At 63.9% G+C, this 20,321-nt stretch carries 19 protein-coding genes and 1 riboswitch; of the genes, 13 read left to right on the forward strand and 6 right to left on the reverse strand.

Going from position 1 to position 20,321, the window contains the following annotated elements:
- Positions 1-450: 450 nt before the first annotated feature.
- Complete coding sequence (locus ACJA3S_RS03910; RefSeq protein WP_406820894.1) at positions 451-684, reverse strand: hypothetical protein; 234 nt, start codon at positions 682-684, stop codon at positions 451-453.
- A gap of 145 nt (positions 685-829) precedes the next feature.
- Between ACJA3S_RS03910 and ACJA3S_RS03915 the strand changes: the two genes are divergently transcribed.
- Positions 830-1,414 carry a YajG family lipoprotein gene (locus ACJA3S_RS03915; RefSeq protein ID WP_170028271.1) on the forward strand — a complete coding sequence of 195 codons (585 nt, stop codon included), beginning with the start codon at positions 830-832 and terminating at the stop codon, positions 1,412-1,414.
- 101 nt (positions 1,415-1,515) lie between these two features.
- Here the strand turns inward: ACJA3S_RS03915 and ACJA3S_RS03920 are convergent, their stop codons facing one another.
- Positions 1,516-1,722, reverse strand: a complete 207-nt coding sequence (locus ACJA3S_RS03920; protein WP_170028272.1) for a hypothetical protein — start codon at positions 1,720-1,722, stop codon at positions 1,516-1,518.
- A 160-nt stretch (positions 1,723-1,882) separates the two neighbouring features.
- Between ACJA3S_RS03920 and ACJA3S_RS03925 the strand changes: the two genes are divergently transcribed.
- Positions 1,883-2,143 (forward strand): hypothetical protein, encoded by a 261-nt coding sequence (locus tag ACJA3S_RS03925; RefSeq protein ID WP_186673704.1) that lies wholly within the window; start codon positions 1,883-1,885, stop codon positions 2,141-2,143.
- A 93-nt stretch (positions 2,144-2,236) separates the two neighbouring features.
- Here the strand turns inward: ACJA3S_RS03925 and ACJA3S_RS03930 are convergent, their stop codons facing one another.
- Positions 2,237-3,406 (reverse strand): 1-acyl-sn-glycerol-3-phosphate acyltransferase, encoded by a 1,170-nt coding sequence (locus ACJA3S_RS03930; RefSeq protein ID WP_406820895.1) that lies wholly within the window; start codon positions 3,404-3,406, stop codon positions 2,237-2,239.
- A 122-nt stretch (positions 3,407-3,528) separates the two neighbouring features.
- On the opposite strand from ACJA3S_RS03930, the gene ACJA3S_RS03935 reads away from it, so the two are divergent.
- The 4 genes from ACJA3S_RS03935 to ACJA3S_RS03950 all read left to right on the forward strand — a co-directional run bounded on the left by ACJA3S_RS03935 (position 3,529) and on the right by ACJA3S_RS03950 (position 5,539).
- Positions 3,529-3,714 (forward strand): CPXCG motif-containing cysteine-rich protein, encoded by a 186-nt coding sequence (locus tag ACJA3S_RS03935; RefSeq protein WP_170028275.1) that lies wholly within the window; start codon positions 3,529-3,531, stop codon positions 3,712-3,714.
- Positions 3,714-3,974, forward strand: coding sequence for a putative signal transducing protein (locus ACJA3S_RS03940; RefSeq protein ID WP_406820896.1), 261 nt, complete (start codon positions 3,714-3,716; stop codon positions 3,972-3,974). Before ACJA3S_RS03935 ends, ACJA3S_RS03940 begins: the two co-directional genes overlap by 1 nt.
- Positions 3,975-3,989: 15 nt before the next feature.
- Positions 3,990-4,610 carry an SOS response-associated peptidase gene (locus tag ACJA3S_RS03945; protein WP_406820897.1) on the forward strand — a complete coding sequence of 207 codons (621 nt, stop codon included), beginning with the start codon at positions 3,990-3,992 and terminating at the stop codon, positions 4,608-4,610.
- Positions 4,611-4,723: 113 nt separating this feature from the next.
- Positions 4,724-5,539, forward strand: coding sequence for a M48 family metallopeptidase (locus ACJA3S_RS03950; protein ID WP_170028278.1), 816 nt, complete (start codon positions 4,724-4,726; stop codon positions 5,537-5,539).
- Positions 5,540-5,663: 124 nt separating this feature from the next.
- Here ACJA3S_RS03950 and ACJA3S_RS03955 read toward each other — a convergent pair whose 3' ends face one another.
- The 3 genes from ACJA3S_RS03955 to ACJA3S_RS03965 all read right to left on the reverse strand — a co-directional run bounded on the left by ACJA3S_RS03955 (position 5,664) and on the right by ACJA3S_RS03965 (position 8,531).
- Positions 5,664-6,245 (reverse strand): TMEM165/GDT1 family protein, encoded by a 582-nt coding sequence (locus ACJA3S_RS03955; RefSeq protein WP_170034036.1) that lies wholly within the window; start codon positions 6,243-6,245, stop codon positions 5,664-5,666.
- 91 nt (positions 6,246-6,336) lie between these two features.
- Positions 6,337-6,475: riboswitch (yybP-ykoY riboswitch) on the reverse strand.
- A gap of 39 nt (positions 6,476-6,514) precedes the next feature.
- The gene (locus ACJA3S_RS03960) at positions 6,515-7,513 is read right to left on the reverse strand and encodes a methyltransferase (RefSeq protein ID WP_406820898.1); all 999 of its coding nucleotides are present in this window, start codon (positions 7,511-7,513) and stop codon (positions 6,515-6,517) included.
- A gap of 52 nt (positions 7,514-7,565) precedes the next feature.
- Positions 7,566-8,531 (reverse strand): 2-hydroxyacid dehydrogenase, encoded by a 966-nt coding sequence (locus ACJA3S_RS03965; RefSeq protein WP_406820899.1) that lies wholly within the window; start codon positions 8,529-8,531, stop codon positions 7,566-7,568.
- A gap of 237 nt (positions 8,532-8,768) precedes the next feature.
- Between ACJA3S_RS03965 and ACJA3S_RS03970 the strand changes: the two genes are divergently transcribed.
- From ACJA3S_RS03970 to ACJA3S_RS04000, 7 genes are all read left to right on the forward strand, one after another.
- On the forward strand, positions 8,769-10,451 hold the full coding sequence (locus ACJA3S_RS03970; RefSeq protein ID WP_406820900.1) for a fatty acid--CoA ligase: 1,683 nt from the start codon (positions 8,769-8,771) through the stop codon (positions 10,449-10,451).
- 330 nt (positions 10,452-10,781) lie between these two features.
- Complete coding sequence (locus ACJA3S_RS03975; RefSeq protein ID WP_406820901.1) at positions 10,782-12,653, forward strand: DUF1302 domain-containing protein; 1,872 nt, start codon at positions 10,782-10,784, stop codon at positions 12,651-12,653.
- Between the two features lie 25 nt (positions 12,654-12,678).
- Positions 12,679-14,043: a DUF1329 domain-containing protein gene (locus ACJA3S_RS03980; protein WP_406820902.1), complete on the forward strand. Its 1,365-nt coding sequence runs from the start codon at positions 12,679-12,681 to the stop codon at positions 14,041-14,043.
- Positions 14,044-14,364: 321 nt separating this feature from the next.
- Positions 14,365-17,076, forward strand: coding sequence for a LuxR C-terminal-related transcriptional regulator (locus ACJA3S_RS03985; protein ID WP_406820903.1), 2,712 nt, complete (start codon positions 14,365-14,367; stop codon positions 17,074-17,076).
- Between the two features lie 158 nt (positions 17,077-17,234).
- Positions 17,235-18,842: a response regulator gene (locus ACJA3S_RS03990; protein ID WP_170028285.1), complete on the forward strand. Its 1,608-nt coding sequence runs from the start codon at positions 17,235-17,237 to the stop codon at positions 18,840-18,842.
- Positions 18,839-19,531, forward strand: coding sequence for a sensor histidine kinase (locus ACJA3S_RS03995; RefSeq protein ID WP_406820904.1), 693 nt, complete (start codon positions 18,839-18,841; stop codon positions 19,529-19,531). The genes ACJA3S_RS03990 and ACJA3S_RS03995 overlap by 4 nt, the downstream gene beginning before the upstream one ends.
- 71 nt (positions 19,532-19,602) lie before the next feature.
- Positions 19,603-20,247, forward strand: coding sequence for an MBL fold metallo-hydrolase (locus ACJA3S_RS04000; protein WP_406820905.1), 645 nt, complete (start codon positions 19,603-19,605; stop codon positions 20,245-20,247).
- Positions 20,248-20,321 lie beyond the last annotated feature (74 nt).

Here is a 20,321-nt window from a genome sequence, read left to right on the forward strand (position 1 = left end):
CACGGGTGCGGCAATTCGACTTATGGTCAAGGTGTCGTGCGTGCGTTATGGAACGGCTCAGATACTCATCCGCGATGAGCGCATTTGCCGCCTGTTCAGGGCTGTTCGGGACACATCTGCCGCTTTTGCACATGCCAGACTGTTCATTTGCTCGCCACACTCTTGTGAAGTTGTGAAAACCGTTTTTTCACGCTCTTTTGGAGACGTGAACCTCAAAAGGGGACTGCGCGATGGCAACCCGCAGGTTCATGCAGTGTGAAGGGCCGGAAAGCAGGCACGACAGCCGATGCAAGACCTGAGTGGAAGGCTCTCTGTGGGCGAAGCGGTGAAGTTGCCGGGGTCAAGCGGCGATGCGGGGCCCGATCAGGAGACGTCCTTATAATCGGGGGGAGATTATAGCGATGTCGCGCGCAGAAATGTCGCCATTCGTGGTTTTTATTGCAGCGTTTGTCAGGCCGTGAGGATGCGCTGGTGCCAGCGGCGGCTTGCGCGTGCGCAAACCCGGGCGCTGGCGGGCAGCTCGCGGCCCAGCCAGGCGAGCTGGATTTCCCCGACCCGGACCCAGCCGCTGCCGTTGGGGGCCTGGCGGCATTGCTTGAAGGCCAGGCATTTGCCGTCGGCGTCGAGGCGGGCATAGGCGTTGTGGCGCGGGCGTCGGAAGAGCAGGGTCCAGAGCGAGGCCATGGCAGCAGGTCCTGTGCGTTGGGGCTTGGCGCAAGGATAAGGGCGCGGCGATGAAACCATTGTGACAACCGGGCCAGGCCGATGACTGGTCGATGTGTGGCTGGGTATACTGTGGGCCTTCGCCGCATTTTCTGGAGTAACGCGCATGTTGCAACGTCTGTTGTTCGGTTTGATCGCCGTGGCCAGCCTCAGCCTGGTTGGTTGTGCCCACAGCCCGCAACAACTCAACCCGCAACCCACGCTCAAGGCCCAGCTCGCCCCGGTCGGCCATGGCCAGCCGGTGGTGGTCCGGGTGGTTGACGGCCGGGCGTCGCAGTCCCTGGGCACTCGTGGTGGCATGTACCCCGAAACCAGCACCATCAGCGTCAGCGGTAACGACATCGTGCCCAAGCTGCAGGCCCAGGCCGAAGCCGCCGTGCGTCTGCTCGGCTTCACCCCGACGCCCAACGCCTATAACGCGCCGCAGCTGACCGTGACCCTGGCCGAATTGAAGTACCAGTCGCCGAAAGACAACCTGTACGTCACCGAGGCGACCATCGGCGCTACCTTCCGTGCCGACGTCGCCAACGGCGGCCGTACCTACAGTGGCCGTTACGGCGCCTCGCTGGACCAGCGTTTCGGCATGGCGCCGAACCAGGAAACCAACAACCAGTTGGTGGGTGATGTACTGAGCGATGCCCTGACCCGCCTGTTCAAGGACCCGAGCATCGGCCAGGTGCTGGGGCAGTAAGCCTTCAGCCGCATGAAGAAAACCCGCTGCCTGGTTCAGACAGCGGGTTTTTTGTTATCTGGAGTCTTTGCCGGCGTGCCCGCGAACCGGCCAACCCAGGGTTACGCAGCTTCTATCTGGAAATCCAGCACGCTGAGGCCGGTATGGGGATCGATATCCGGCAGGCTTTCATGCGCGTGCCCACCCAATGCGCAATACACCAGCCATTGGCGGTCCTGCACGTTGATGGCAAAACCATCGATCAGCGCCTGCTGGTCATCGCTCTGGGCGACCAGATAGAGGCGGTCCTGGTTTTCGGCATGCAGCATGAACAAGCTCCGGGTCATGGAAAGGCCGACAGGGTGGCCTGTTCAGATGACGAGCTCATGACAGATGAAATTTAATTACGCTTTGTCGCCTGGCCCGGGCGTCAGGGCTCGACTTGGGTAGAATGCGTGCCTTTGCCGTCGCTCACACCGAGGTTGCGTGATGTCCTTGCAAGTGCTCTGGGGGTTCCTGGCCGCCCATCCGACCAAGCTGATCAATCTGCTGGCGCTGTTGCTGACCTGCCCGGGCGGGTTGCTGCTGCACAGTGCACGGCGCCGCGAGGCGGAAACCCGCGAGATGCTGGCGCTGGAGGATGTGCTGGTCGACGCGTTCGACCTGCGGGTACCGCGATACTTCTACATCCTGGGTTTTTCGTGCCTGGCGATGGCGTTGCTGCTGTCCTGGCTCAGTACCTGGGTCTGATTTCGGCGCCGCCTCGCGCCCATCGCAGGCAAGCTCGGCCGCTGTGGCAGCTGGCTTGCCTGCGATGGGCTGCAACGCAGCCCCGGCGTTCCTTCAGGCTATCGATGCCTGCTGCCTGACCTGATACTGGTTACGCACCGGCGTTGCGTATTGCAGCACCAGATATGGCCGCTGCTCCTCAGGGCAGGCCTCCAGGCGGCGTTGCCATTCCTCCCTGGCCCGGGCCAGCTCATCAGCCGGGAATATCTTTTCCGCACTCGGCACCTGCAAGGACTCATCCTTGCCGTCCCACATCGCATACGCCAGGTAATGGACCGGGAACAGCCGGTAGCCACCGAGGATCTGACGGTCGATTTCGGCAGCCAGTTGCTTGGTGTCCTCGTAGTACTCGGTCACCGGTGGGGCGAAGTTGATATGTACCCGGCCTTTGTAGCCGGTAATGCCCTTGGCGATGCTGTTGTCGTCCTCGCCCGGCGCCTTCTTGTAGGTACCGGTGGTAGCGCGGATATATAGCTCGCGGGCCTTGGCCTGGTCGCATGGGTCGTATTCGTAGCTGATCGACACCGGCGTCAGGTTCAGGCTCTGGATCACCGCGCCGAACGGTTCGTCCTTGCGGCTCATGTGGAACATCTTGAGGATCGCCGAATCGGTGCGATCGTCACCATCCTTGGCGCGGCCTTCGGCCTGGGCGATCCAGATCGAGGTAACGTCGTTGCGGATCGAATGGTTGATGTACGCCGAAAGCAACTGGTAGGCGGCCAGCTTCTCGCGCCGCCCACTGATCGAGCGGTGCACGATGAAGCTCTTGTTCAGGCGCATCATGTCGCTGACAAAGGGTTTTTGCAGCAGGTTGTCACCGATGGCGATGCGCGGCGTGGGCAGGCCGGCGTGGTACACCGCATAGTTGACGAAGGCCGGGTCCATGACGATGTCACGGTGGTTGGCCAGGAACAGGTAGGCCGTGCCGGCCTTGAGCTGCTCGACACCAGAATAGGTAACGCCGTCGGTGGCACGATCGATGGTCTGGTCGACGTAGTACTCGACTTTGTCCTGCAAGGTCGAGACACAGGTAACGCCGGCGAATTCCTTGCGCAGGCGGCGGGCGATCAGCGGCTTGAGCAACCAGCCCAGGGCGCCGGCCGCACGCGGGAAGCGGAAGTGGGTGAGGATATCGAGGAATGCCGGGTCGCTGAGCAGGCGTGCCAGAACGGCAGGGACCTCAGCGTCGTCGTACGGTCGGATGGCATCGAATTCGCCCATCATGCTCTCTTGTTGGAAACGGCTAGGGTAATAAGGTAGGGACGGGCTCCGAAAAACGGCTCGGACGCACGCAGGCCCTGTAAACAGACCGGCAATTATACGCATAAGTCACTGCGGAGACCGCGATGCTGGAAACCGACTTCTACGATTGCCCTTATTGTGGCGAACGGGTGGAAACTACCGTCGATCTGTCTGCTGGCGACCAGGTCTATACCGAGGATTGCCAGGTGTGTTGCCAGCCTGTGGTGTGCATTCTGCAGGTGCATGGTGACGAATGGCTGCTCGAAGTCCGCCGTGAGGATGACACCTGATGCAGCGCATCTACGAACCGGAAAGCCTGCTCGAGGCGGAAATGCTGGCGGGTATGCTTGCCAGCGAAGGGATCGTGGTACACGTGGTTGGCCGTGACCTGGTCGGTGCCGCCGGCGAGCTGCCGCTGCAAGGCCTGCTGGGGCTGGCCGTGGCTGATGAGCAGGCGGAATACGCACGACAGCTGATCGATGCGTACAATGACGCCCAGCCACTGGTTGGCGACGAACCGGAGAGTTTCCCCGGTACCTTGATCTGTTAGGTTCTGAATTCGCCCATGTGTGGACGTTACGCGCTGTTTCGCTGGCCCCAGGCGCTGGTCTGCCTACCGGGCTTTCCTGCCGGGCAACCGGCCCAATGGAACATCTCGCCCGGGGCTTCGGTGCTGATCCAGCGCCAGCTGGACGGCCAGTTGCAACTGGCCAAGGCGCGCTGGGGGCTGACCCCGGCCTGGCTCACCGACCTGTCCCGCACCCCCGCCCATGCCCGCGCCGAAACCCTGGCCGAACAGCCGATGTTTCGTGATGCGTTCCGCCAGCGGCGTTGCCTGATGCCGGCCAACGGTTTCTACGAATGGCGTGGCAGTGTGCGCAAGCGCCCGTATTGGTTGACCCCAGGGGAGGGCGCATCGCTATACTTCGCCGCCGTGTGGGAGGCCTACCCCGTGCAGGACCAGGTGTGGCTGAGTTGTGCGGTAGTGACCCAGGCGGCGATGAACCAACGCCGGCCGCTGATCCTGGACGAAGCAGGGCAGGCGGCCTGGCTTGACCCGGACACGCCACTGACGCGCCTGCACGAGCTGCTGGCCAGCCCGTCGGCACAGTTGCGTGAACGGGCGTTGGCCAACTTTGTCAATGACCCGAAGCTGGACGCCCCGGAGTGCCTGACCCCGGCCTGATGGCCGGTCTGCACCCGGTTGTCCGGCTCCAGTGTGAAATCTTATCTACGGCTATGGCGGCCCACGGGCCAGTCAGCCTAGGATACGGCGCATGTAGTAAAGGGAGTGTTTTCATGCGTAAGTCTTTTGTTGTCAGCCTGTTGAGTGCTGGCATCCTGCTAGCTGGCTGCCAGGCGGTGAATACCACCAGCGGCGGTGCTGTCGGCGTCGAACGCCAGCAATACATGTTCAGCATGCTTTCGGCCGATGAGGTCAACCAGATGTACGCCCAGTCGTACCAGCAGACCCTCGGCGAGGCGTCCAGCAAAGGCGTGCTCGACAAGTCCAGCAGCGATGCCAAGCGCGTGCAGGCCATCGCCGACCGCCTGATCGCCCAGGCCCCCAAGTTCCGCCCGGATGCCGCGCAGTGGGACTGGCAGGTCAACGTGATCAAGAGCGACGAGCTCAACGCCAACTGCGGCCCAGGTGGCAAGATCATCGTCTATACCGGCCTGATCGACCAGCTCAAGCTCACCGATGCGGAAATCGCCGCAGTGGTCGGCCACGAGATCGCCCACGCCTTGCGTGAGCACAGCCGCGAGGCGATGTCCAAGGCGTACGGCGTGGAAATGGCCCGCCAGGGTGCCGGTGCCATCTTCGGCCTGGGCCAGAGCAGCATGGCCCTGGCCGACACGGTGGTGAACTATGCCATGACCCTGCCCAACAGCCGGGCCAACGAGAACGAGGCCGACCTGATTGGCCTGGAACTCTCGGCACGTGCCGGTTACGACCCGAATGCCGCGATCACCCTGTGGAACAAGATGACCAAGGCTTCCGAAGGTGCGCCGCCTGAGTTCATGAGCACCCACCCGGCGTCGTCGAGCCGTATCGCTTCGTTGCAGGCAGCGATTCCGAAAGTAATGCCGCTGTATCAGGCGGCCAAGAAGTAATGGCTGCTCATGGGGCCGCTTAGCGGCCCTTTCGCGACACAAGGCCGCTCGTACAGCAGGCGCGTACTGCTTGTAGGCGCAGCCTTGTGTCGCGATGGGCTGCGCAGCAGCCCCGCCTTGCGAGTTACCCGACCCAGCCACTGGCCTTCATCGCCGAATAGACGGCCACGATTGCCAGGACGAAGAACGCTGTCGCTGCCAGGCGACGAATCAGCGTCAGCGGCAGTTTGTCTGCTGCGAAGTTGCCTGCCAGGACCACCGGCACGTTGGCAATCAGCATGCCCAGGGTAGTGCCGATGATGACCATGATCAGGTGCGGATACTGAGCCGCCAGCATCACCGTGGCGACCTGGGTCTTGTCACCGATTTCCGCCAGGAAGAACGCGATCAGCGTGGTCAGGAACGGCCCGAAGCGGCGCGCCGGGCTCTCGTCGTCATCCATCTTGTCCGGCACCAGGGTCCACAGCGCCGTGGCGGTAAAGCTCGCGGCCAGCACCCAGTGCAACGCCGCAGCGCTGAAGAAACTGCCGACCCATGCCCCCACGGCACCGGCCGCGGCATGGTTGGCCAGGGTCGCCGCGATGATGCCCGCGATGATCGGCCATGGCTTGCGGAAGCGGGCAGCGAGAATGAGCGCGAGCAGCTGCGTCTTGTCGCCAATTTCGGCGAGCGCAACGATTGCGGTGGGGACCAACAGAGATTCCAGCATCAGGATTCCTACGGGGGCGGGTCGACACGGCTATGACACGTACAGCCTCCCCGCCCCGGGTAAGGTGTGCGTGTCATAGGTCTTGTCAAACCCTGGACCCGTCTATGCGGATCTCGCCATGCAGCCTGCATGGTGGGTCGCACGCGCCATGGCCTGTGGGCCAAGTATGTTGACGCGTACCGGGCGAGCTGGGCGCTCGCGGGAGACTACTCCCCTAGGACGGTGCGGATTCTGCCTAGGCAAAACGCTTTCGGCAAGCGCTGTTTTTATTCGTGTGTTGCCTGGTAGATGCGGAAGCCATCGGCTTCGTCGCGCACCCGGCAGTTGCCCAGCGCGCCTTCGATCAGCGGCTGGTAGCGCAGGAAGCTGTTGGCCACCAGGCGCATTTCGCCACCTTTTCGCAGATGAATCGCCGATTTTTTCAGCAAGTTTTCCGAGGCCTGGTAGTTGGTGTGGACCCCGGTGTGGAATGGCGGGTTGCTCAGGATCAGGCTCAGCTCGGTAGGCGCCGCGTCGATGCCGTCGCCGCTGATCACTTCGCCTTCCAGGCCATTGGCGGCCAAGGTCAGGCGGCTGGCAGCCACGGCGAAGGCATCCACGTCGAGCAGGGTCACGCGGCTTTGCGGATAACGGCGTTTCACCGTGGCACCGAGCACCCCGGCGCCGCAGCCGAAGTCCAGCACATGCCCGCTTGGCAGGCCATCGAGGTGCTTGAGCAGCAGCGCCGTACCGCGATCGAGGCGACCATGGCTGAACACCCCGGGCAGGCTGACCACCTGCAACGGGCCGTCTTCCAGGGCGAGTTCGAAGCGTTCGGCCAGGCTTGCCAGGGGTTTGGCTTCTGGTGCCTGGTCAATGCTCACTTGCCACAGCTGGCAATGGCGCGCGCTGTCGAGTTTGCGTGGTTTGCCGAACGCCTGCAGCTGCCTGGCTGCGCCTTCGATGCCGCCACGTTTCTCGCCGACCAGGTACAGCTCGCGGCCGCCCAGGCGCGCGGCCAGGGTATTGAGCAGGTAGGCTGCCAGCTCGCGGGACTTGGGCAGGAACAGCACGGCACTGTCGAACGCCACCTGCGGCGGCTCGACCCCGTAGTGGCTGCGGCCGGCGTAACGGCTTTCGAGGATACCCTGATCGCCGGCATGCCAGGTCCAGGCCTGGGCCTGGGGCAACTGGCCGAGCAGGCCGTCGGCGGGGGCACCGGCGAGCAGCAGCGGCCCCTGGAACAGCTCTGCCTGGCGGAGCAACACTTCACTGCGCGGGTCCATGGACGACGCCTCCTGAAAAAGTGGCGCAGTGTAGCAGAGCCGGGCGCCGCGCTCAGCTGACCACGCGGCGCGGCTGCCCGGCGAAGAAGGCCTGGGCGTTCTCGCTCAGCTGGCCGACGATGCGCTGGCGCGACTCCACTGCGCCCCAGGCGCTGTGCGGGGTGATGATCAGGCGCGGAATGCCGGGTTCAAGCAACGGGTTGCCGTTGATCGGCGGCTCCACGCTCAGCACGTCGGTGGCGACGCCACCGAGGTGGCCGCTGCGCAGGGCGTCGGCCAGCGCCTGCTCGTCGATCAGGCCACCGCGAGCGGTGTTGACCACCAGTGCATTGGGCTTGAGCATCGCCAGTTCGCGGGCGCCGAGCATGTGCCGGGTGTGCTCGTTCAGCGGGCAGTGCAGGCTCAGGGCGTCGACCTGTGGCAGCAGCTCGTCCAGCGGCAGCCGGTCGGGGCGTTCCGGGCGGCCGGGGATCTGCCCGCTCAGCACGCGCATGCCAAAGGCTTCGGCCAGCCGCGCCACCGCGCCGCCCAGCTCGCCGTGGCCGAGCAGGCCGAGGGTCTTGCCTTCCAGTTCGACGATAGGGAAGTCCAGCAGGCAGAACTGGCTGGCCTCGGCCCAGCGGCCGTCGGCTACTGCCTGGTTGTAGTCGCACAGGCGGGTGGCCAGGGCCAGCAGCAGGGCGAGGGTGTGCTGGGCCACAGACGGTGTGCCGTAGCCCTGGCAGTTGCAGACGGTGATGCCCTGGGCACGGGCCGCCGCCAGGTCGACATTGTTGGTGCCGGTGGCGGCAATCAGGATCAGCTTCAATTGCGGATTGGCGACTAGCGTCGCGGCGTCGAGCACGACCTTGTTGCTGATTACCGCCACCGCGCCCTGCAGGCGTTCGGCGACCTGGTCCGGGCGGGTTGCGGCGTAGAGCTCGAATTCGTCGAACTGCTGCTTAAGGGGCGAGAGGTCGAGATCGCCCAGGTCCAGGGACTGGTGATCGAGAAACACGGCGCGACGCGGGCTGGGCATGGGGCTCTCCGGTGCAGGGCAGGGGTATCGGTGTTCTGGCCCGCGAAAGGGCCTGCAGATCCAGCACAAATCCTGAAGCTGTCAGCGCAGTGTCTAGCCCGCGGTTACCGCCCGTCAACGCCCGTCACTCATACCTTTAGCGCACAAATCATTCCTTCGGCTGATTTGGCCGTCACATTGGCGGACTACAGTAGTTGCCAGAGTTGTCCGGCCCGCCTTTTCCAGAAAGGGATACCCATGTTGCAGACCCGCATCATCAAGCCCGCCGAGGGCGCCTACGCCTACCCGCTGCTGATCAAACGCCTGCTGATGTCTGGCAGCCGCTATGAAAAGACCCGCGAAATCGTCTACCGCGACCAGTTGCGGCTGACCTACCCGCAGCTCAACGAGCGCATTGCGCGCCTGGCCAACGTGCTGACCGAGGCGGGCGTGAAGGCGGGTGACACCGTGGCGGTGATGGACTGGGACAGCCACCGCTACCTGGAATGCATGTTCGCCATCCCGATGATCGGTGCGGTGGTGCACACCATCAACGTGCGCCTGTCGCCCGAGCAGATCCTCTACACCATGAACCACGCCGAAGACCGCGTGGTGCTGGTCAACAGCGACTTCGTCGGCCTGTACCAGGCCATTGCCGGGCAATTGACCACTGTCGACAAGACCCTGCTGCTGACCGATGGCCCGGACAAGACCGCCGAGCTGCCCGGGCTGGTCGGCGAATACGAGCAATTGCTGGCCGCCGCCAGCCCGCACTACGCTTTCCCGGATTTCGACGAAAATTCGGTGGCCACCACCTTCTACACCACCGGCACCACCGGTAACCCCAAGGGTGTGTACTTCACTCACCGGCAACTGGTGCTGCATACCCTGGCCGAAGCTTCGGTGACCGGCAGCATCGACAGCGTGCGGCTGATGGGCAGCGACGACGTGTACATGCCGATCACCCCGATGTTCCACGTGCACGCCTGGGGCATCCCCTACGTTGCCACCATGCTCGGCATGAAGCAGGTGTACCCGGGGCGCTACGAGCCGGAGATGCTGGTCAAGCTGTGGCGCGAGGAAAAGGTCACGTTCTCCCATTGCGTGCCGACCATCCTGCAGATGCTGCTCAACTGCCCGACCGCCCAAGGGCAGGGCTTTGGCGGCTGGAAGATCATCATCGGCGGCAGCGCGCTCAACCGTTCGCTGTACCAGGCCGCCCTGGCGCGTGGCATCCAGCTGACCGCGGCGTATGGCATGTCGGAAACCTGCCCGCTGATTTCCGCCGCCCACCTGAACGACGAGCTGCAGGCCGGCAGCGACGATGAGCGCGTCACCTACCGCATCAAGGCCGGCGTGCCGGTACCGTTGGTGGAAGCGGCGATCGTCGACGGTGACGGCAACTTCTTGCCTGCCGACGGCGAAACCCAGGGCGAGCTGGTGTTGCGTGCACCTTGGCTGACCCTGGGCTATTTCAAGGAGCCGGAGAAGAGCGAGGAGCTGTGGCAGGGGGGCTGGCTGCACACCGGTGATGTCGCGACCCTGGACGGCATGGGCTACATCGACATTCGCGACCGCATCAAGGATGTGATCAAGACCGGTGGCGAGTGGATTTCCTCGCTTGATCTGGAGGACCTGGTCAGCCGCCACCCGGCGGTGCGCGAAGTGGCCGTGGTGGGGGTGGCCGACCCGCAATGGGGCGAGCGCCCGTTTGCCCTGCTGGTGGTGCGCGAAGGCCAGGCCATCGACGCCAAGGCACTCAAGGAGCACCTCAAGCCCTTTGTCGAGCAAGGGCATATCAACAAGTGGGCGATTCCAAGCCAGATCGCCATTGTTACTGAAATTCCCAAGACCAGCGTCGGCAAGCTCGACAAGAAACGCATCCGCCAGGACATCGTCCAGTGGCAGGCCAGTAACAGCGCCTTCCTTTCCACCCTGTAACCGCCCTGCGGGTCGCCTTGCACCGCATGCGACCCGCATTCTAGAGCGCCCCAGCCTTGCCAAACGGCGAAAATACGCCATCCTTTAGCACCGCCAGCGCGCCACCGACAGCACACGGCAGCGCGTTGGCAGCACGGAGCGCAAATCACACTTTAGAGGGATCAAGCGCCTGTGCCTTGCTGGCTATAGTCGGGGCCAGGGGATTTTCAGGAATGGGGATGCGACATGCGCAAGCCATGTCGTCGCGGGCGCAAGCCTGCAAACCGGTCGCTCGGGCCGTTCTTGAAAGGACTCACTGCCATAACAAAAAAAGTACATGGAGTAGCGTCGATGAAATCTGCAAACCCGTTCTGGCGCCGGGCCAAGTTGCCCCTGGCCGTCAGCCTTGCTTCCACGCTCGCAAGTCCTGCTTTCGCTGTCAGTTTCAACATTGGTGAAATCGAAGGCCAGTTCGACTCGTCGCTCTCCATCGGCGCCAGCTGGTCGACGGCCAACCCCAACAAGAACCTGATCGGGGTGAACAACGGCGGCAAGGGCCTGTCGCAGACATCGGACGATGGCCACCTGAACTTCAAGAAGGGCGAAACCTTCTCCAAGATCTTCAAGGGCATCCATGACCTGGAGCTCAAGTACGGCGACACTGGCGTATTCGTGCGGGGCAAGTACTGGTACGACTTCGAACTGAAAGACGAAGGCCGCGAATTCAAGGACATCAGCGACTCCAACCGCAAGGAGGGAGCCAAGTCGTCTGGTGCCGAGCTGCTCGATGCCTTCGTCTACCACAACTATTCCATCGGCGATCAGCCAGGCTCGGTACGCCTGGGCAAGCAGGTGGTGAGCTGGGGTGAAAGTACCTTCATCGGTGGCGGCATCAACTCGATCAACCCGATCGACGTGTCGGCGTTCCGCCGCCCGGGGGCCGAGATCAAGGAAGGCCTGATTCCGGTCAACATGTTCTACGTTTCGCAGAGCCTGACCGACAACCTGTCGGCCGAGGCCTTCTACCAGATCGAGTGGGACCAGACGGTCGTCGACAACTGCGGCACGTTCTTCTCCCAGCCGGACATCATTGCCGACGGCTGTACCGACAACCTGCGCGTGCTGGCCAGCGGCCGTGTCCTAGGCCAGCAGCCACCTCTCGTCCAGGGCTTGCTCGCGTCCAGTGGTGTCGACTACAACGATGAGGGCGTGCTGGTGCGCCGCGGCGCAGACCGTGATGCGCGCGACAGTGGCCAGTTCGGCTTCGCGTTCCGCTATATGTTCGAGCCGCTGGACACCGAGTTCGGTGCCTACTTCATGAACTATCACAGCCGCGCACCGATCTTCAGTGCCACCGGCGCTTCAAAGGCGGTGTTCGATCGCGTCGCTGCGCTGCCAGCCGCATTGCGCCCCCTTATCGTGGCGGGTAATTCGCAGTATTTCGTCGAATATCCAGAAGACATTCGCCTCTATGGCTTGAGCTTCTCCACCACGCTACCGACCGGTACTGCGTGGAGTGGCGAACTCAGCTACCGCCCCAACGCACCGGTGCAGCTCAACACCACCGACATCCTGTTTGCTGGCGTGACGCCGCTGCCCGGTTACGGAGATGCCTCCGTTTTGCAAGGTACAGCAGGGCAGGACCTGCACGGCTATCGTCGCAAGGAAGTTACCCAATTCCAGACAACCTTCACCCACTTCTTCGACCAGGTGATGGGCGCGAGCCGTCTGACGCTGGTAGGCGAAGTCGGCGTAACCCATGTCGGGGGGCTGGAGAGCACCAGCAAGGCGCGTTATGGCCGCGACCCGGTATATGGGCCTGGGGAACTGCCTGGCGGCATGTGTACAGCGCTCAATGGTACTACCATCGGCGGTTCTGGCCTGGGGAGTTCCACTGCCAATCTGTCGCGCAACTGCAACAGTGATGGTTTCACCACCAGCACCTCCTGGGGATACCGGGCCCGAGCCATCTGGGACTACAACGATGTATTCGCTGGGGTGAACCTCAAGCCGAGCGTAGCCTGGTCGCACGACGTCGATGGCTATTCGCCAGGCCCTGGCGCCAACTTCGAGGAAGGCCGCAAGGCGGTCAGCCTGGGCCTCGACGCCGAGTACCAGAACACCTACACGGCAAGCCTGTCGTACACCAACTTCTTCGATGGCAAGTACACCACCGTGGATGACCGTGACTTCGTCGCGCTCAGCTTCGGCGTGAACTTCTAAGCACACAGATCCAGGACGACACGACATGAACAAGACCAGAAGTCTGCTGCAGGCCGGTGTACTGGGCCTGTCCCTGCTGGCCACCAGCGTCATGGCTGCGGTATCCGCCGACGAGGCAGCCAAGCTGGGCAGTACCCTGACCCCGATGGGGGCCGAAAAGGCCGGTAACGCCGATGGCTCGATCGGCCCATGGGAGCCGCTGGCGAAGAGCGCCGGCAGCGCCGACGGCAAGGGCTTCCTGTCCGACCCGTACGGCAGTGAAAAGCCGCTGTTCACCATCACCGCGCAGAATGCCGAGCAGTACAAGGACAAGCTCTCGCCGGGCCAGCTGGCGATGCTCAAGCGCTACCCGGACACCTTCAAGCTTCCGGTATACAAGACCCATCGCGGCGCCACGGTACCGGCCGATGTGTTCGCCGCCATCAAGGAAAACGCCACCAAGACCACCCTGGTCGAAGGCGGCAACGGCCTGAGCAACTTCCGCACCGCCGTGCCATTCCCGATTCCGAAAAGCGGCCTGGAAGTGATCTGGAACCATATCACCCGTTACCGCGGCGGCAGCGTCAGCCGCCTGGTGACCCAGGCCACGCCGCAGCAGAACGGGTCATTCAACCCTGTGTACTTTTCCGACCAGTTCGTCTTCCGCGACAAGATGAAGGACTACGACCCGAACAACCCGGGCAACATCCTGTTCTACTTCAAGCAGGAAGTGACCGCGCCTGCGCGCCTGGCCGGCACCGTGCTGCTGGTACACGAAACCCTCGACCAGGTGAAGGAGCCGCGCAAGGCGTGGATCTACAACGCTGGCCAGCGCCGCGTGCGCCAGGCCCCGCAAGTGTCGTATGACGGCCCGGGTACCGCCGCCGACGGCCTGCGCACCTCGGACAACCTGGACATGTTCAACGGCGCCCCGGACCGCTATGACTGGAAGCTCGAAGGCAAGAAGGAGCTGTACATCGCTTCCAACGCCTTCAAGCTCGACGACCCCGAGCTCAAGTACACCGACATCATCAAGGCCGGCCACATCAACCAGGACCTGACCCGTTACGAGCTGCGCCGCGTGTGGCACGTGGTCGCCACCTTGAAGCCAGGCCAGCGGCACATCTACGCCAAGCGTGACTTCTACATCGACGAAGACACCTGGCAGGCAGCGGTGATCGACCAGTATGACGGCCGTGGCCAGCTGTGGCGGGTGTCCGAGGCACATGCCCAGCCGTACTACAACGTGGAAGTGCCGTGGTACACCCTGGAGGCGATCTACGACCTGCAGTCGGGCCGTTACCTGGCCCTGGGCATGAAGAACGAAGAGAAGCGCGCCTACGACTTCGGCTTCAGCGCCAGCAAGGCGGATTTCCAGCCTGCGGCACTGCGCCAGTCAGGCATTCGCTAGGTTGTGCAGCCCCAGAACGCCCCGGCTTGCCGGGGCGTTTCCATCTGCCTGTTCCGGGCGCTTCGGATTGGTAAGCCCGCTTCTACCGGCATAGCCCAGTTCAGCTGGCGGCGGGTTTACCCGCGAAGCGCCCGGAACCACCGATAAACCTGCTGAATATCCCGCCAAACCCCCGCCCCAGCTCCTGTCCATCCGCCTTGTTGCTTTTTGTCGTAGTCTTTTCCGGCGCTGTGGCGCCCATCATCTTCAAATACGCAGCGTTACCCGCTAGTCTCGCAGGCATCCATCTCGCCGTAGTCTTCCAACCAGAACGAGCCGGCCATGACAGATCTGTCCCGTACGCATGGGTTCACCAGCCAGGCCCTGGGCCTGCTGGACGGGCGTTTCTTCCGTCCGCCCTTGCCGGACGGCCATGTCCCGCGCCTGCGCCTGTGCCAGCGGCTGCAGGCCGGCCTCGGCGGGCGGCTGCTGCTGGTCAACGCCCCCGCAGGGTTCGGCAAAAGCTCGCTGGCCATCGAATTCTGCGAAGCGCTACCGGAACACTGGCGCAGCCTGTGGCTGGGCCTGAGTCAGCGCGATGCCGACCCTGGCCGCTTCCTCGAGCGCCTGCTCGAAGGCCTGCAGCAATATTGCCCGGCGCTGGGCGGCCAGGCCATGGGCCTGCTGAAAATGCGCCAGCGCCACCAGCCGTTCGCCTTCGAGGAATGGCTCGATGGCCTGCTCGACGAGCTGGCGCTGTACCTGCAAACCGATACGCCGCTGTTGCTGGTGCTGGATGACTATCACCTGGCCCAAGGGCCGGTGCTCGACCGCTGCCTGCAGTTCTTCCTCAATCACCTGCCGCCCGGCCTGGTGCTGCTGGTCACCAGCCGCCAGCGCCCGGACTGGCACCTGGCGCGCCTGCGCCTGTCGCGGCAGCTGGTCGAGCTCAATGAGCAGGACCTGCGGCTGACCGCCGAAGAGTCACTGGCGGTGATCGGCCGCCAACCCACCGGCCTGCGTGGCCAGGCGCTGGACAACCTGATCCAGCGCAGCGACGGCTGGGTGGCCGGGTTGCGCTTCTGGCAACTGGCGGCCAGCGAGTCCGCTGACGAGCAGGCCTTGCCCCAGGCTTTGCATGGCGGCGAAGGCTTGATCCGCGATTACCTGCTGGAAGAAGTCATCGACAGGCTACCGGCCGACGTGCAGGCCTTCCTCTACGACACGGCCTGCCAGGAACGCTTCTGCGCCCCGCTGTGCGATGCCGTGCGTGGTCGCCACGACAGTGCCGCGATCCTGCGCTTCCTGCAGGCGCACCAGGTGTTCCTGGTACCGCTGGACGAGCATGGCCACTGGTTTCGCTACCACCACCTGTTCTCCGACCTGTTGCGCAGCCGCCAGGCCAGCCAGCCGCTGGCAGCGCTGCAGTTGCGCGCCTGCCGCTGGTTCGAAAGCCAGGGCCTGCTGGACGAGGCGGTGGAACAAGCCCTGCGTGCCGGCCACCTGGATGTCGCCGCCAACCTGGTGCAGAGCTTGTCCGAGGAGCAATTGCTGGCCGAACAGAACGTCGGCATGTTGCTGCGCTGGAAGATGGACCTGCCCGACAGCCTGCTGATCAGCACGCCGCGGCTGATCGTGCTGTACAGCTGGGCGTTGGGCCTGGCCTGCCAGCTGGACGCGGCCGAGGAGCTGGCAGGCTACCTCAGCCGCTTTCTGCCGGCACCTTCGGCGACCGCGCAAAAGTCCATGCTGGCGCAGTGGCTGGCGCTCAGCGGTGTGATCGCCCGTGGCCGTGGCGACCGCGAACGCACCCTGGCCTATTGCAGTGAAGCGCTGCAAAGCCTGCCGAACAAGCGTTATGGCCAGCGCCTGGTGTGCCTGTCGACATTGTCCAACCTGGCGATTGCCGATGGCGACTTCTGGCGCGCGCGTGGCTGGAACCGCGAGGCCCTGGAGCTGGCGCAGCGGGTCGGCAACCCGTTGTTCGAGGCCCTGGCCCATTACGACCGCGCACGCGTCCTGCACGCACGTGGCGAGGTGCTGCGGGCACTGGACGAAGTGCGCCAGGGGCTGCAACGCCTGCAAGGGCTCTCGGCGCAGCGCCTGTATGCCGTGCGCGCGCGCCTGACCTTGTACGAAGGCTACCTGCTGGTCTCGCGCCTGCAACCGGCCCAGGGCCGTGCCCGCTTGCGTGCGGGGCTGGGCGAGGCACGGGCGTGCCGTGACATCAGCGTGCTCATCGGCCACTGCGTGATCGCCACCCTGGATGGCCGCGAAGGGCATTTTGCCGAGGCCTTTGCCGAACTGGCCGAGGCCGAGCGGCTGATGCACATCTGGGACGTCCCGCCGGTCTATTACCTGGCCATGATCACCCTGGTCAAATGCGAGTTGTGGCTGGCCCAGGGGCGCATGGACCTGGCCGAGTCCTGGCTGCTGCGCCTGGGCCAGACCTACGGCGGTGAACACCCGGCAGCAGCGCCGGAATTCCACCCGTTGCTGCCGCTGCACATCGCCTTGCAGCAGGCGTTGCTGGAACGCACCCAGGCGCGTGGCGAGGCTGCGGAGCAACGCCTGGCCGGCCTGGTCGAGCGCGGCCAGGCCAGTGGCGGCATGCTGCTGGCCGTCAACGCCCTGTGCCAGTGGCTTGCCTTGTTGTTGGGCGAAGGTCGGGAAGGGCAGGCTGCCCAATTGCTGCCCAGGCTGCTGGAAGCTGCCCGTGGCGGCGTGCTGCAACCGTTTCAGCCGTTGCTGGAGCAGCACCCGCAGTGGCTTCACGAGCACTTGCAGGCAGGTGCCGCTTGCCCGGTGCAGGCCGAGCTGCTCAAGCGCTTGCCGCAGATGCCCAGCAGCGGCAGCGGCGAAGCGCTGAGCGGCCGTGAGCTGGCAGTGCTGGAGCTGATTGCCCAAGGCTGTTCCAACCAGCAGATCAGCGAGCGGCTGTTCATTTCCCTGCACACGGTAAAAACCCACGCCAGCCATATCAACAGCAAGCTGGGGGTAGAGCGGCGTACCCAGGCGGTGGCCAAGGCCAAAACCCTGGGGCTGCTGGCCTGAAGCTGGCTGCGCAGGGCATTGCCCGCTAGCGTCATGACCGAGGCCAGGGCTGCTGGCCGCCAACGCGCTGCCCTCATCTTTCCCGAGCCGCTGCCGATACAGCTAGCGGTGGCATCGCTTCGCGCGATTTTTCAATTATTCCAAGGCAGGCCGTGTTGATGCTGCAGTACGGGCAAAAGAGCTTTCTGATCGTCGACGACTTTACCGACTTTCGCACGTCGACCCGGTCCATGCTGCGCGAGCTGGGTGTGCGTGACGTCGACACCGCCGACAGCGGCGAGCAGGCGCTGCGCATGTGCGCGCAGAAGCGTTATGACGTGATCCTGCAGGACTTCCACCTGGGCGACGGCAAGAAGAATGGCCAGCAGGTGCTCGAGGACCTGATCCTCGACAAGCACATCAGCCATGAGTGCATATTCATCATGGTCACCGCCGAGAGCAGCCAGGCCATTGTCCTCAGCGCCATCGAGCACGAGCCCGATGCCTACCTGACCAAGCCGTTCAACCGGGTTGGCCTGGCCCAGCGTGTCGAGAAGCTGTACCAGCGCAAGAACCTGCTGAAGCCGATCCTGCAGGCCCTGGACCGCGATCGCCCGGCCGAAGTGCTGGCTGCCTGCGCCGAGCTGTGCAAGCGCGACCCGCGCCTGGCGCCGCTGTGCCTGCGCTATCGGGCCGATGCCCTGCGCAATCTCAATCGCTTCGAGGAACTGGAGAAATTCCTCAAGGCCATCCTCGCCAGCCGCCCGCAGCCGTGGGTGTACGCGGCCCTGGGCAGCCTGATGCACAAGCGTGGCCAGAATGCCCAGGCCCAGGGGGTGTACGAGCAGGCGCTCAAGGCCTTCCCGATCATGCCGAGCCTGTACGATGGCATGGCCGAGGTGCTGGTGGCCCAGGGCGAAACCAGGCGTGCGCAGAGCATGCTCGAAGAAGCCGTGCGGCTGTCACCGTTGTCGGTGCGCCGGCAGTCGACGCTGGGCAAGCTGGCATTGGAGAACGACGACTTCGAGAGCGCCTCGAAGGCGTTTCGCCATGCGGTGAACCAGGGCCAGAGCTCGCGCTACAAGGACCCCGAGAACAACCTTGGCCTGGTGCAGTCGCTGATGAACAAGAATTCCGGTTTTGGCCTGGATGCACGCACCCGGGTCGAGATCAACGCCACGCTCAGCGAGGTGGCCAAGGACAACCCCGAGGACCAGGGCTTGCAGGTGCGCGCGCGCATGATGAAGGCCGCCAGCCTGCAGCAGGCCGGCGACCCGGAAACCGCGGCCAAACTGACCGAGCAGGCTATCCAGCGCCTGGACAAGATGAACCAGTTCTTCTCGGTCGATTCGGCCCTGACCGTCGCCGCACAGTTGCAGGCCATGGGCCAGGAAGCCGCCGCTGCCGGCGTGCTGAAGGGCTGTGTGGAAAGCTACGGTGATGACCCCAAGGTCATGGAAAAGGTGGGCAAGCTGACCAGCGACCCGGGCGTGCTCAATGCCATTACCGAAGCCGTCAGCCTCAATCGCCAAGGCGTGCGCAGTTACCAGGAGGGGCAGCTTGGCGAGGCGTTGCAGCTGTTCCGCAAGGCGTTGGGCTTGCAGCCGAAAAACATCAGTATCGCCCTGAACACTGCCCAGGCGCTGCTGCGCATCGGCGGTGAGAACCCCCAGCCAGCGATCATGCAGGAATGCCGCGACGCGCTGACCAGCGTGGCCGGCATTCCCGCCAGCGACAACCGTTACGACCGTTACCGCAAATTGCACATTCGGGTGTTCGGCGCATGAATCAAGACAATCAAGGGCTGGATTTTTCCACGGTGATCGCCTCCACCGTGCATGACCTGAAGAATTCCCTGTCGGCGCTGATCCAGGCCCACAACCAGTGGATGGAGCGCTTGCCCGAAGCACTGCGCGGTGGTACCGAGCAGGGGGTGATGGAACATGAGTTTCGTCACCTCAACGGCATGCTGGTGCAGTTGTTGGGGTTGTACAAACTGGGCGTCAACCAGCTGCCGGTGTGCCCGGACTACCACGAGCTGGACGACTTCATCGAAGCCCAATTGGCCGCCCACGAGGAAGTGCTCAGGCACAAGGACATCCTCGCCACCTGGCGCGTCGACACCGACAACCCACTGGGCTTCTTCGACCGCGAGCTGGTGGCCTCGGTGGTCGCCAACGTCATCACCAACGCCACTCGCTTTGCCGCGCATGCCTTGCTGATCACCATCGAGGAAGCGGACAACCAGCTGGCCATCTGCGTCAACGATGACGGGCCAGGTTATCCACAGCGCATGCTCGAACGCCAGGAAGAATTCATCCAGGGCATTGACTCGAACACCGGCAGCACGGGCCTTGGCCTTTACTTTGCCGCACGCATCGCGGCGTTACATGAAAGCGGCGGGGTGCGCGGGCGCATCGAGATCGCCAATGGCGGGGCGCTCGGCGGGGGGCTGTTCAAACTGTTCTTGCCTTGAAACTGGCAGGGTTTGCATTTCGGACGGGCACGCATGCAAACTCTTCCGATCAACCAGCTCCCGTATTCCCCATGCATAATCCATCGCCAGCGCTTATCCGCGAAACCTTCCCCGTAGGCCCCTTGCAATGCAATTGCACCCTGATTGGCGACCCGCTGAGCAAGAAGGCCATCGTCGTCGACCCGGGCGGTGACCCGGAGAAGATCCTGGCCCGCCTGCAGGCCCATGGCCTGACGCTGGTGAGCATCATCCATACCCACGCGCACTTCGATCACTTCCTGGCCTCCGGCAAGCTCAAGGCGCTGACCGGTGCCACCCTGCACCTGCACAAGGACGACCAGGCGCTGTGGGATAACCTGGAGATGCAGTGCCAGATGTTCGGCGTGCCGTATACCCCGGTACCTGCGCCAGACCGCTGGCTGAATGACGACGAAGAGCTGGCCTGCGGCTGCGGCGTGGCCCTGCATACCCCAGGCCACACGCCGGGCTCGATGAGTTTCTGGTTTGCCGATGCCAAGCTGCTGATCGCCGGCGACACCCTGTTCCGTCGCGGTATTGGCCGCACCGATTTGTGGGGCGGCGACCAGCGGGCTATCGTCCGTTCTATCAGGGAGCGGCTGTACCGGCTGGATGAAGAGGCCATTGTGGTGACCGGCCATGGGCCTGATACCCGGCTGGGTGACGAGATGCGCGAAAACCCCTTCGTGCGGGCCTGATGGCACATGAAGGCACTTTCACGGAATTTTTCGTTGCCTACGCAATCCAAGGCTGGCATAGATCCGTTTGCGAT

Origin of the sequence: Pseudomonas sp. KnCO4 (assembly GCF_045344305.1) — a bacterium.
Lineage (GTDB): Bacteria > Pseudomonadota > Gammaproteobacteria > Pseudomonadales > Pseudomonadaceae > Aquipseudomonas > Aquipseudomonas anuradhapurensis.